The following is a 13,125-nucleotide window of genomic DNA, read 5'->3' as shown; positions in this document are numbered from 1 at the left end:
TGCTTCTCCTTAAACGGCTTGCTCTTCTTCAGACGGCAGACAAATTTCAAATACGTTGCCATGCTGCAAAATCATAATGTTGCGTTCTTTGTCTCTCATAACGACAACCTCAGGTTTAGCGCGCATACGCTCGATGTATTGCTCAGGCACGTCGCCGGAGCCGCTGACTGTAACGCCTTCCACGACGAGATCCTCGTTCTCTTCTGGCGGAGACTCGAGCACCTGCTCGTAAATATCGGAAAAAAGCTCAAAATTGTTCGTGTATACGGAAATACAGTTCATCTTCATCATCCTTCATTGGCTATTTTAGGTTTTATCGTCTTATTTTTTGTTTTAAAGCCTGGCTTCATACGTTGTTTTCCTTCTTTGCAAAAATCTAGCAGCGGACAAATCGGACACTGCGGACTTTGCGCTTTGCAATGATAGCGGCCGAAAAAGATTAGCCTATGGTGGGTTAAAGTCCATTCCTCGCGCGGTACGAGCTTCATCAGCTTCTTCTCAACTTCAAGCACCGTATCATCCGGCTTTGCAAATCCAAGCCGTTTCGATACACGATCCACATGCGTATCGACGGCAATAGCGGGTACGCCAAATGCATTAGACATGACGACGTTAGCCGTCTTGCGCCCTACTCCCGGCAGCTCAGTCAATCCCTCATGGCTTTCCGGCACTTCCCCGTCATATTTATCGATGACAATACGGCATAGCTTTTGTATATTGGAGGCTTTACTGCGAAACAAGCCGATGCGGCGAATGTCCTGCTCAAGCTCTTCAAGCGGTACGCTCAAATAATCTTCGGGACGCTTATATTTTTGAAATAAAGACACCGTCACTTTATTGACCGTTTCATCCGTGCATTGCGCCGACAGCAGCACGGCAATCGTAAGCTCGAACGGATTGCTGTGGTTAAGCTCACAGTGCGCATCTGGAAACATGTCCGCAACAATGTCCAGTACTTGACGCATTTTCTGTTTCGCACTCATCGTCCTCTCTCCTAATCAAACACTATCGTTCAAAGTGTAGCGAAATTTGTCACGCTTCGCAACCTTAATCAAGCACATTCTATAAAAAAAACTGCCCCTAAAGGCAGTTTTTTCACAAAAAATAAATATCTCTAGCTGAAATCTTTCAAAATTTACTGATTTGGCTGCTTGACGATTGCGATCGCATGGTTTCTGAACCCGAAAATCGTAATCGCGTCGCCTGCTTTGAAAGCGGTTATCAGAGCTGCATTTCCGTTCGAAAAATATTTTGTACTGCTGGTTACATTAAAATAATTGCGGTTATCCGCATCCGTTACCTTCTCCGTCCAAATTTGACCCGATGCCGCATTGTAGCTTGTGAATACGCGGCTCTCGCCGACCGCTACAGTAAATTGCGTTTTGATTCCATCCTTCAGAACCTCAACATAATCGCCTGCTGTCAACAGGCTCGTTGCCGTTCCCTGAGAAGCTCCTTCAATGATGACAAAGCCTGTGCTGCTATTGTAAACAACGGTTTTACCCGCAAGATCCACAATCGTTACGCTGTTAGCCGAAACGGATTGCACCTTGCCGTACGTAGCCGTAACGGTTTTTACTACAGCTGCTTGCTTGCCGATATAGCTCACATTAACGATAGCGCCTGCAGCAATTTGTTCAATCGTAAGCTTAGCCCCTGCTTCGCTTAGCAGTTCCGAGCTGAGCACCGGCAGATCGAAAGCGGCTGTCGCAGCATTTTTGACGCGAAGCATTTTATTAATCGAATCAACGGAAATAATTTCATATTGAGCATTCACATGCACTTTGATCGTTGCTGCCCGGTCTTGATTGCTGTTTAATTCCAGCGTTAGCAGATCGCCTGTTTTTAAATCGCTTAGCCCCGCATTCGCAATCGCCGGATGTTCAACATAAGCCGTATTATAAGGCAGTGAAACCGCAGCCCCGCTTTCTAAACGGACAGTCATCAGATTGGCTGCCGAGTTCATTGAAACTAATGTGCCCGTATACTTCGTTACGAATTGAAGAGACACGATTGAATTCCCGGTATAGCTAATCATGATTTTACGGTTTGCAGTCAGAAGGTTGTTTGCTGATGAAAGTGAAATAACGTTGCCGCTGTATTCGATTTTTGTTTTATCTGTAAAATAAAGCGCCTGGGCATTTCCGCCTTCAGCATCGACGACAGTCAACAGCTTTTTATCGTAAACGTAGCTGGCGATTTGCGCACCGGCGATCACTTTCACATTACGGTTCACGACTTTAATTTTCGTCACCTGATCATCCTCGTTAAGCGTAAGCTCCACTTGATCCGCTTCTTTAATCAGGTCGCCTACCATCGCGCCGCTCATTCCGTCAATTTCAACGGTTACCGTATCGGCCATAAATTTAGATACGAGCGCTGAACCGTCCATAACGGTTAGGAGCTCGCCATCCGTTCCATAAAATGTTCCTTTTACGTTCGCAGCCGATGATTGCGGCGACGCAATAATTTTAAGCGCTAACGGCGTATCGCGGAAATTGTCCTGCACGATGCTAATTTGACTGTCTCTCTTAATTGCGCTTAGCGCAAGTGCTTTGCCCTCAATGTCCACAACTGCGACTGAATCGTTATAAAAAATTTCAACAGGCTTATCGTTGATCCAGACGTATATCTTCTTTTCATTCGCAATGACGCGATCGAGCGTTCCTGTAATCGTCTTCGTATACTGCTTATCGCCCTGCACCTCGACGTATAGCGCCTTGCCGTCTTTTGCAATGACCGTTACGTCTCCATACTCCAGCAGTTGCTCTTTCGTAATCGGCTTTTCCGTATTGTAGTGATAAAATAACGTACCTGAATCAAGCGAATAGGTTGTTTCCTTTTTGCTGCTGAATACTGTCAGCGATGTGTCGGTTATCCCCGATACGATACCGTTAACTTGACCCTCGTACGCTACCGGGAACAGCTTCTCCGCGCGGCTGAACATCGTTGCTAGACTCGCCCGGGTCACATTCGCTTTTGGTTCGAATTTGACAGTCGTAACGCCCTTCACGAGCTCAAGCTTAGATGCCGCGTTCACATAACCCTTGTACAGCGAATTGATTTGAGCCGCGTCCGAGAAGGCTGAGGCCGTATTTTGCAAACGTACTGCTTCCGCTTCTTTATCTATCGCGCGCACCAACAGCTTTGTTACCCATTCACGGGCAGCAGGCTTCGTGCCCCAAGCCAACTTGGTATCCTTGGCGGCGAGCTCGAACTCCTCCGCTTGATCGAGCAGGCCTTCCTGAAAGGCAAGCGTAACATATGCTTTAAAATATTTACTTACGGCAAAGGAGGACGGGAAGCCAATGATCGCATCCTGATCCGCTTTCTTGTCTAAGCCCGCAAAACGCAGCGCCATAAGTACAGCTTCCTGCTGGCTTACATTTTCGCCAGGGCGAAATACGAAAGCGCCGCTGGTCGTTGTATTCCCTTCAATAATTCCCTGCAAGGCGAGCTTAGCGATATGCTTCTCGGCCCAATGACCGCTGCTAACGTCTTTAAACGGAGTCGTAAGACCGCTGGCCGCAGCGCTAATAGCGGAAGGTATGATGATACCGCTCCCAGCGACTAATGAGAAAGCCAGCGCTCCAATCAAAATCTTTTTGCCTGCAAATTGCAATGTCATAGGTTGATATTCCCCCTAAAAGTTTATAATGACTCAAGCAGAAACGGCTTCGCATTCCTAAACAAGGACGGAGCCGTTTCGCGATGAAATATAAGGATCAAACATTTCAATTTGATATGATTTGTTAAGTTTATTGTACAGCGTCCGGTTTGCTTGTCCTACTCCCTGTTCATCGGATGTTCCAGCTCAACGTGGCCCATTAGCGTCTCGACCTTTTCACCATCATTCAACAGCTCTATGGCTTGAATGAATTCGAATTGAAACAACGTCTTTTTCAATGTCTCAATAACGAGCAGCTCCCCTGGCGCACCGAGACGGGCTTCATCCGGCAGATGGATATCGATAGTAACTTGGCCGTCTGCAAGTTCTACGGATTTAATCTCAATCGGCTTCCATAACGCCAAAGCATTCTCTCCGGCATCCTTCTGCAATTCAGCGAGTGCCGCCTTTACCAAATCCAGATCCGTTTCATAAGAAAGCTTTACCGGATTCTCCACGGTTTCAACCAGTTCAGCATCGGTTAAATAAATAATAGCTTCGCGCTCATTGATTGTGGCTGTAGGCGCAGGTGTTGGCGAAGCGGTTGGAGCCGTCTCCCCAATTTCACTGCCCGGGTTCTGCGGCTTGTCCTGCACACCGCAGCCTACGATCGCAGCAGATAAAATGATGACAGCAAGAAGCCCGCGTGCTTTGAGTATTTTCATAACACTGAACACCTGCTTTCTATTTTACGTTTAAGTATTCCTTGATGCCTGCTACCAGCTCTGAGGCAATACGGTTTTGCGAGGCATCGTCGAAAAGCATTTTCGCATCGGATGCGCTGGACAAGAAGCCCGCTTCGACTAATACGGCTGGCATGGTTGTTTCTTTGATTACTTTATATGCTTCTTTCTTGACTCCGCGATCTTTAGTTCCGGTTCCGGCGATCAGATGCTTATGAATGATGGCAGCCAACGACTTGCTATTATCGCGGTAATAGTAGGTTTCCGCACCCATAATGGATGCGCTTGCCGCACTGTTGGAATGTATGGATAAAAATAAATCAGCCTTTAAGCTCTCGGCAAATTTGACGCGTTCTGCTAAAGATGGATAGGTATCGCCTGTTCTCGTAAGATGAACCTTGATTTTGCTTTCTTTCTCAAGCAGCGTTTTCATCTTAAGCGATACGGCTAGGTTAAACTCCTTCTCCCACATGTTCAATACGCTTTTCGCGCCTGGGTCGGAGCCGCCATGTCCGGGATCAATAACGACGTCGAACACATCACTCGCTGCCGGAGGATTTTCCGGTTCAATAACGACCGGCGGGTCAATAGAAGCATTCGGATCAACGGGAACATCCGTGAGCGACATGAAGCTCAAGTGAATCTTGCCCAAATCCTCTGTCATCACATATCCCGTATTATCGCCGATAAGGATGACGAGACGGGCTGTTGCAGGCGAATTTGAAAATAATGAATAACGAAAACCATCCAAATAAGTGCTGTCCGTCACTTCAAATTGTACCTGGCCGTTCAAAAACTGTGCGTTCAAATCCGAAGAATACGCAGTTGCCGGAAAATCAAATACGACGCGCTTCGGGTTTTCGAGCAATAACGGTTTGTTTGCTTTGACAACGCCATCATAATTGATCGTCAAGCTGCTGCCGCCATCATAAGAAATTTGCGTGATCCAGCCGGTCGTTTCCGCAGGTACCGTCGGCTGCTCATACATATGTACTTCCTTTTCCGTGGCCTTCCACTCGAAGCCGAGGCCGAATTGCTCGCCTATGAAGCGAAGCGGAACTAATGTCGTGCCTTTAATGATGGATGCTGTGGTATCCATTTGTACCATTTGGTCATTTACCAATGCAATATTGTCATTTAATTTAAGCTTGATGACATCATTGCCATGATTGACAGTCGCTGTCTTGGCCGCATTATCCCAAGTAATTTGATAGCCTAAGCCTTCTGAAACGGTCCGCACCGGAACAACCGTTGCATTATCAATAATTTGCGGATTGACTTCAGATTGCAGCAGCTTACCATTCAAATAAAGCTTCGGGATGACCTCTGCAGCATGTCCCACAGTGGCAAACAACGTGAAAAAAACAGACATGAACAACAACATGGATACAAATCTTTTCATTTCCCACCTCGATGACTGAAATTGCCCGCATCGAATGAGTGCATTCGACTTTTACAGACGAAAATATAGACGCAGCTTGTCAGAAAAAGTTGCGTTTATAGGAAAAAAGAGGACGATTCGCCCATAGGGCGAAGCCGTCCTCTTTGTTTTATTTTATTAGCCAAGACGAGCGGCGTGTTTTTGCTCGTAAGCTGTAATTTTGTCTGCATGCTGAAGAGTCAAACCGATATCATCAAGGCCTTGCAGCAAAAATTGACGACGGTGCTCATCAAGTTCAAATGCGATCGTTAGACCATGCTCATCCGTAAGCTGTTTGTTTTCCAAATCAACATTCAGTTTGTAGCCGTCATATTTCGCCGTGCGCTGGAACAGATCTTCAACCTGCTCTTCGCTTAGCTTAATTGGCAAAATACCGTTTTTGAAGCAGTTGTTGTAGAAAATGTCTGCATAAGATGGAGCGATGATTACTTTGTAACCATAATCAAGAATCGCCCAAGGCGCGTGCTCACGGGAAGAGCCGCAACCAAAGTTTGCACGGGAAATGAGTACGGAAGCACCCTCGTAGCGTGGTTTGTTCGGCTCGAATTCAACGTTCACATCGCCATTCTCGTGAAAACGCCATTCGAAGAATAGGAATTGACCGAAGCCGCTGCGCTCAATGCGCTTCAAAAATTGTTTAGGTATGATTGCATCAGTGTCGACATTGACCCGGTCGACCGGGGCGACGATGCCTGTAAGTTGTTTAAACGGTTCCATATCGGATATACCCCTCTCTTGCGTTCAATTAGTTCAACACTTCGGTTTTAATTTCCCAATCACGCACATCTGTAAAGCGGCCCATAACAGCTGCAGCTGCAGCCATTGCAGGAGATACAAGATGCGTGCGTCCGCCGCGTCCTTGACGGCCTTCGAAGTTACGGTTGGATGTCGATGCACAACGCTCGCCCGGCTTCAATACGTCCGGATTCATCGCCAGACACATCGAGCAGCCTGCGTCACGCCATTCAAATCCTGCTTCTGTGAAGATTTTGTCCAAGCCTTCGTTCTCAGCTTGAATTTTTACGCGGCCCGAGCCCGGAACGACGATAGCCGTTACGCGGTCGCTAACCTTGTAGCCTCTAGCAATTTCAGCGGCAGCGCGCAAATCTTCAATACGTCCGTTCGTGCAGGATCCGATAAACACATAATCGATTTCGATTTCGTTCATTGGCGTACCTGACTTAAGATCCATATATTCAAGTGCTGCTTCAGCTGCTTTACGCTCATTCTCAGTTGGAAGATCAGCCGGGAACGGAACCTTTGCCGTAATGTTCGTACCCATACCCGGGCTAGTTCCCCAAGTAACTTGCGGGATTAGAGCGTCTACGTCGAAGTGGAGAACCGTATCATACGCTGCACCTTCGTCTGTCGTAAGCTGTTTCCATGCTTCAACCGCTTCATCGAAGTTTGCCGGCGCGTATTGACGGCCGCGCAAATATTCAAATGTCGTTTCATCCGGAGCGATTAGGCCTGCGCGTGCGCCCGCTTCGATCGACATGTTGCAAACGGTCATACGCTCTTCCATCGTCAAGCTGGTGATCGCTTCGCCGGTAAATTCAATAACATAGCCTGTTGCGAAATCCGTTCCGTATTGCGCGATAACGCCAAGAATCAAGTCCTTTGCTGTTACGCCCGGCTTACGTTTGCCGTTAAAACGAACCTCAAGCGTCTTCGCTTTCGATTGCTGCAAGCATTGCGTAGCCATAACGTGCTCAACTTCGCTCGTACCGATACCAAACGCCAATGCGCCGAAAGCACCGTGAGTAGAAGTGTGGCTGTCGCCGCAAACGATCGTTTTACCTGGATGTGTAAGTCCAAGCTCAGGTCCCATAACGTGTACGACACCTTGATCGATGCTGTCAAGATCAAACAGCGTTACGCCGAAATCTTTACAGTTTTGCGTAAGTGTGTCGATTTGCTGCTTAGAGATCGGATCCGTAATGTTGAAGCGGTCCTTCGTCGGTACGTTATGATCCATTGTTGCGAAAGTAAGGTCCGGACGACGCACTTTGCGGCCCGAAAGACGTAAGCCTTCAAACGCTTGCGGCGACGTTACTTCGTGAACAAGCTGCAAATCGATATAAATGACGCTTGGCTTGCCTTCTTCTTGATGAATGACGTGATTATCCCAGATCTTCTCAAACATTGTCTTTTTCGTCATTATATTCACCCCATCGTTTCATAAAATCTTCTGCTTTTCTTAACTGAACCTACTATATCATTTCTTTCTTCATTGATCCAAGATATAATATCTATAACGACTATAGGTAATAACTATAATGGAAGTTTCGCGTTATAATAAAAAATAGAAGGGGAATCTAAATGGAATTAAGACAATTGAATTACGTTATTCAAATCGCTATGGAAAAAAATTTTTCCCGCGCTGCGGAGAAGCTGCATATCGCGCAGCCCTCTCTTAGCCAGCAGCTGTCTAAGCTGGAACAGGAAATTGGCGTGCTATTGTTTCGCCGTACGACCAATTCCGTCGAATTGACCCAGGCCGGTCAGGTATTTGTAAATAAATCCCAAAACATTCTCGATGCTGTCGAGCAGTTAAAGCAAGAGATGGACGATATGGCGCAAATGCGCCGCGGCCGCCTTGTCGTTGGAACGCTGCCTATTACAGGCTCGCATATACTGCCGCTTGTCCTTCCTGCCTTCGGCGCGCAATATCCGCAAATCGAGATCGTATTGGTCGAGGATACGACAGCCAAGCTCGAACAGTTGACAGCAAGCGGCGGAACGGATTTAAGCCTGCTGTCCCTTCCGCTTATCGACAGCTCGCTATCCTGGGAGCCATTCTTGGAGGAAGAAATTTGCTTGGCAGTCCCTCCCCAGCATCCGCTTGCCCGCCACGAAGGCCCAATCGATATTTCGGATTTGCAGGAGGAGCCGTTTATCGGTCTAAAGCGAGGTCAAGGCTTCCGCCAAATAACGGTCGAATTATGCGAGCAATCCGGCTTCTCTCCGCAAATCGTGTTCGAGAGCAGCAATATGGAAACCATACAATCGCTCGTTGCCGGCGGAATGGGAATCGCCTTTGTCCCGCAAATGCTTACTCGGGTTAAAGGCTCTGAATTTGCTCCAGCCTATATCCCATTATTACAAAGACCGACCAGAACGCTGGTGGTGGCAAGCCGCAAAGGACGTTACCTGTCCAAAGCCGCTGACGCCTTTATCCGAACGTTGAACAAGACGGTCAGCAGCTACCGGTAATCAAGCTTCATATATAGAAGGCCGACGGTCCTCAAACACCGGAATTTTCGAACGAACAGCATCAACTAATGCCAAATCGATATCCGCATAAAGAATCGTTTCCTCTTCACCGGCTTCCGCAATTATCTCTCCCCAAGGATCAAGCACAAGCGAGTGCCCGAAGAAATGAGTATCGCCGCTCGAGCCCATGCGGTTGCAGGCAATAACAAACATTTGATTTTCGATCGCGCGCGCCGTGAGCAGCGTACGCCAATGATGAAGGCGCGGATGCGGCCATTCTGCAGGAACGAACAGCAGCTTGGCCCCCTCCAGTGCCAGCTTCCGGGCAAGCTCCGGAAAGCGGATATCGTAGCAAATCATCATCCCCGCACCGGCCCCTTCGATTTCAAGCTTGCCGAGCTTATCGCCCGCGGCCAAATATTTCTCTTCCTCCATTAGTCGGAACAGATGGATTTTTGAATAGTCCGCTGCGACATTTCCGTCGCGGTCAAACACGTAAACCGTATTGAGCACCTTGTCCTCCTTCAGCTCCGCAATCGATCCTCCGATGATATGAACCTGATGCTTTTTACTGAATTCAGACAAAAAAGCTTTCGTACGCTCCCCGTTTCTATCCGCTATCGATTGAATATCCGTTAACGCGTAGCCTGTATTCCACATTTCCGGGAACATGATCACATCCGGCTTGTCCGTCTGACTGACCGCTTCTTCAAGCATGCCTGCCAGTTTAGCAAAGTTTGCTTCCGGATTTCCAGCATCTATATGCATTTGCAGCAGCGCAAGCCGCAATTGATGACTCATCCGCCATTCCTCCCTATTTTGCTTTTTTTCCCTAATGATACCGTGTCATGGAACTGTGTCAAGATGGGAACCGTAACAACGAGGTCTTTACCACTTTACGATAGAAAAGGAGAATGTCCGTTATGCTTCATAAACAAATAGCCGCAATGCTCCTGGCTTGCTGCTCGCTTTTTTTGTATGCGCAAGTCGCTGCCGCCCATCCTGCCCTAAGCACGCCCAGCTCCGAGGCCGGCCTTAAGCCGGTTCAGGTATTCGATGTGGCAGCCGGCAAAGTAATTAAAACAATCCCTAATGATGCCGATTATCAAGCTTTTGCCGCATCATGGGTCAAATCCATTACGGGACTGGCGCCGCAGCTGACGAGTGATGAAAGCTGCAGCTATGTGTACCGGGTACCGCTTGAGAAAGCTGTAAGCATTAAGGTGAACGAGATTACGGTCGCATCCGACGATCTGTTTCTATTTTACTGCAAGGATAAGCCACCGCTCCTGCTTGTGTTTGACGAGAAGCGCAGACCGTATTTGTTCCTGTTCAAAGCTGACATTAAACCGTTTATTCAAAAGGTAGGCGTTCCCGCCCTTTAGCGTGCCGCTTCTCTTCTCCCCACATTCATGCTACATTTAAGCTATTGCCTAATATAGATAGCGATTTTGTCATGTGGAGTGTGAGGGTATGGAAACACAAATAGGTAAACATCTTATTCAACCCGCGGATCGGATGAATGGACTTCCAACGCAATTTTTTGCCAAGCTGGTCGCCAAAGCGAATGCGCAAACGGCCAAAGGACGCGATGTAATCAATTTGGGACAAGGCAATCCGGATCAGCCGACCCCTCCCCATATTGTTGCGAAGCTGCAGGAAGCGGCAGCGAATCCGTTGTATCATAAGTACCCGCCGTTTAGCGGCTATTCTTTTCTAAAGGAAGCCGTAGCCAAGCGGTACAAAGAGGATTACAACGTCGATGTTGACCCAACGGCGGAAGTCGCTATTCTCTTCGGAGGTAAAACCGGCCTCGTCGAAATTAGCCAATGCTTGCTTAATCCCGGCGATGTATGCCTCGTGCCGGATCCCGGCTATCCGGACTATTGGTCGGGCGTAGCGCTTGCGGGAGCCGAAATGGCATTCATGCCTTTAACGGAGCAAAATAACTATTTGCCGGATTATAACGCAATCAGCCCTGAACTCGCTCTGCGAGCTAAGCTTATGTTCATGAACTATCCGAACAACCCGACAGGCGCAGTTGCGAATGCTGCATTTTATGCGCAAACGGTGGAATACGCTAAGAAGCACGGAATTGTTGTCGCAAGCGATTTCGCATATGGTGCAATCGGCTTCGACGGCAATAAGCCAATCAGCTTCCTTCAAACGCCGGGAGCGAAGGAAGTCGGCGTTGAGTTTTACACGTTGTCCAAAACCTATAATATGGCCGGCTGGCGCGTAGGCTTTGCGATCGGCAATGCTCAGATCGTCAAGCTTATTAATTTGATTCAGGATCATTACTATTGCAGCCTGTTTGGCGGCATTCAAGAAGCTGCTGCTCTCGCTTTGACCGGTCCGCAGCAATGCGTGAGCGATTTGAGAACAATGTATGAAAGCCGTCGCGAAGCTTTGTTCACCGCTCTCGATCGCATTGGCTGGAAGGCTGCACGTCCGGGAGGCTCGTTTTTCTGCTGGCTGCCTGTTGCTAAAGGTTATACGTCCGAATCGTTTGCCGATCTGCTTCTGCAGGAAGCAGACGTCGTCGTCGCTCCGGGCATAGGATTCGGCACGCATGGCGAGGGCTTTGTACGCCTCGGGCTGCTGACGAATGAAGCGCGCTTGCAGGAAGCGGTTGAACGGATTGGAAAACTGAATTTATTTTAAGAAAATCCCTCCATTTGCCTCGCTTTACAGCGGCATCTGTTCATGATATGCTTGTAGGAATTGAACATGAAACGTGATGACGGGACTATTAAGCAAGAAGGGGTCGCGATCAGAGAGTAAATTCCATGGGCTGCAAGAATTTACCGAAGGCCGCTTGCTGAACCTACCTCCGAGCGGCCGGCGATGAGCCGGACAGCGCCTTCTGTTATGGGCTTAAGCTGGATGATCTTGTTGTAGCGATCATCAACAAAGGTGGTACCGCGGAAGCTAAGACTTTCGTCCTTTATGGACGAAAGTCTTTTTTGTTGTCACGAAACGAACATAGGATGGGATTAATGATGACGGAACGTATAGTCGTAAAAATTGGCAGCAGCTCGCTCACATCGGAAGAAGGCGGCTTAAACCGCGAACGCATACAGTATTTCGTTTCGGAGCTAGCCTCCCTGCACCAAAGCGGTAACGGCGTGATGCTCGTGACTTCCGGTGCGGTTGCAGCCGGCTTTCGTCAAATCGGTTATGCAGCGAAACCAAAAATCGTGCATGAGAAGCAAGCTGCCGCTGCTGTCGGTCAAGCGCTGCTCATGCAGGCTTATCAAGAAGCCTTCAGCGGATACGGAATCGTTGCCGCACAGATTTTGCTTACGCGCGCGGACTTCTCCAACCGCCGCCGTATCCAAAACGCTCTTATGACGATCGAAGAGCTGCTGAGGCTCGGAATTATCCCGGTCATTAACGAAAATGATACGGTAGCTACCGATGAGCTTGTTCCTAAATTCGGGGATAATGACAGCTTATCGGCGCTTGTCGCAGCCATGACGAAGGCTGCAAAGCTTGTGATCATTACGGATATGGACGGTCTATACACGGAAGATCCTCGTAAAAATCCGCAAGCCGTCAAAATCGAACGCGTAGACCAAATCTCCGAGGATATTATGAAGGTGGCAGGCGATGCCGGCTCCTCCGTCGGTACAGGCGGCATGCGCTCCAAAATCGAGGCGGCGCGCATCGCGATGCGCGGCGGCGTGCACGCCTTTATCGGCAGGGTGCAGCAGGAAGGCGATCTGGCGCTTGCCGTAGATGGCATCGGCCGGGGCACCTACTTCGACACGAAGCTGAACAGCCTGCCGATGAAGAAGCAATGGCTAGGCTTTCACTCCATGCCGCAAGGCCGCGTAGCTGTCGATGACGGCGCCGTGACCGCCCTGCTCGAAGGCGGCAAGAGCCTGCTGCCCGCCGGTGTCACCGAAATCCATGGCGAATTTCTTCCCGGCGATGTCGTCGAGGTAACGAATCGCCAAGGCGAGACGCTCGGCCGAGGCGTCGTTAATTATGCCGCTTGGCAAATTCAAGCGGTAGCCGGTCTTACCACCGAGGAAGTAAAGCGTAGAGTCGACGTTGCCCGAATCGAGTTTATTCACCGCGACGAATGGATTACATTGAAATAATAAGGAGGC

General features: G+C 48.7%; 12 protein-coding genes. 4 read left to right on the top strand and 8 right to left on the bottom strand.

What is annotated here, in order from left to right:
- Positions 1–9 precede the first annotated feature (9 nt).
- From ASG81_RS01680 to leuC, 7 genes are all read right to left on the bottom strand, one after another.
- Complete coding sequence (locus ASG81_RS01680; protein ID WP_056628177.1) at positions 10–282, bottom strand: hypothetical protein; 273 nt, start codon at positions 280–282, stop codon at positions 10–12.
- A 5-nt stretch (positions 283–287) separates the two neighbouring features.
- Positions 288–983 carry an endonuclease III gene (gene nth, locus ASG81_RS01675; protein WP_056628175.1) on the bottom strand — a complete coding sequence of 232 codons (696 nt, stop codon included), beginning with the start codon at positions 981–983 and terminating at the stop codon, positions 288–290.
- Positions 984–1,135: 152 nt separating this feature from the next.
- Positions 1,136–3,628, bottom strand: a complete 2,493-nt coding sequence (locus ASG81_RS01670; protein WP_056628171.1) for an S-layer homology domain-containing protein — start codon at positions 3,626–3,628, stop codon at positions 1,136–1,138.
- A 158-nt stretch (positions 3,629–3,786) separates the two neighbouring features.
- Positions 3,787–4,332, bottom strand: a complete 546-nt coding sequence (locus ASG81_RS01665; RefSeq protein WP_056628167.1) for a GerMN domain-containing protein — start codon at positions 4,330–4,332, stop codon at positions 3,787–3,789.
- A gap of 19 nt (positions 4,333–4,351) precedes the next feature.
- Positions 4,352–5,752: an N-acetylmuramoyl-L-alanine amidase gene (locus ASG81_RS01660; protein WP_056628164.1), complete on the bottom strand. Its 1,401-nt coding sequence runs from the start codon at positions 5,750–5,752 to the stop codon at positions 4,352–4,354.
- 156 nt (positions 5,753–5,908) lie between these two features.
- Positions 5,909–6,508 carry a 3-isopropylmalate dehydratase small subunit gene (leuD, locus tag ASG81_RS01655; protein ID WP_056628162.1) on the bottom strand — a complete coding sequence of 200 codons (600 nt, stop codon included), beginning with the start codon at positions 6,506–6,508 and terminating at the stop codon, positions 5,909–5,911.
- Between the two features lie 28 nt (positions 6,509–6,536).
- A complete protein-coding gene (leuC, locus tag ASG81_RS01650; protein ID WP_056628159.1) occupies positions 6,537–7,952 on the bottom strand; it encodes a 3-isopropylmalate dehydratase large subunit in 1,416 nt (471 codons plus the stop codon).
- Positions 7,953–8,113: 161 nt separating this feature from the next.
- Between leuC and ASG81_RS01645 the strand changes: the two genes are divergently transcribed.
- Positions 8,114–9,007, top strand: coding sequence for a LysR family transcriptional regulator (locus ASG81_RS01645; RefSeq protein WP_056628156.1), 894 nt, complete (start codon positions 8,114–8,116; stop codon positions 9,005–9,007).
- Here ASG81_RS01645 and ASG81_RS01640 read toward each other — a convergent pair whose 3' ends face one another.
- Positions 9,008–9,808 carry a carbon-nitrogen family hydrolase gene (locus tag ASG81_RS01640; RefSeq protein WP_056628153.1) on the bottom strand — a complete coding sequence of 267 codons (801 nt, stop codon included), beginning with the start codon at positions 9,806–9,808 and terminating at the stop codon, positions 9,008–9,010. It lies immediately after the preceding gene.
- Between the two features lie 122 nt (positions 9,809–9,930).
- Between ASG81_RS01640 and ASG81_RS01635 the strand changes: the two genes are divergently transcribed.
- From ASG81_RS01635 to proB, 3 genes are all read left to right on the top strand, one after another.
- A complete protein-coding gene (locus tag ASG81_RS01635; RefSeq protein WP_056628150.1) occupies positions 9,931–10,392 on the top strand; it encodes a hypothetical protein in 462 nt (153 codons plus the stop codon).
- A gap of 88 nt (positions 10,393–10,480) precedes the next feature.
- Positions 10,481–11,671: a pyridoxal phosphate-dependent aminotransferase gene (locus tag ASG81_RS01630; RefSeq protein ID WP_056628148.1), complete on the top strand. Its 1,191-nt coding sequence runs from the start codon at positions 10,481–10,483 to the stop codon at positions 11,669–11,671.
- A 338-nt stretch (positions 11,672–12,009) separates the two neighbouring features.
- Positions 12,010–13,116 (top strand): glutamate 5-kinase, encoded by a 1,107-nt coding sequence (gene proB / locus ASG81_RS01625; RefSeq protein WP_056628145.1) that lies wholly within the window; start codon positions 12,010–12,012, stop codon positions 13,114–13,116.
- Positions 13,117–13,125: the final 9 nt, after the last annotated feature.

The organism is Paenibacillus sp. Soil522 (genome assembly GCF_001428245.1).
GTDB lineage: Bacteria > Bacillota > Bacilli > Paenibacillales > Paenibacillaceae > Pristimantibacillus.
The sequence above is the reverse complement of the archived record's forward strand: the minus strand, read 5'-3'. Positions and strand labels throughout refer to the sequence as shown.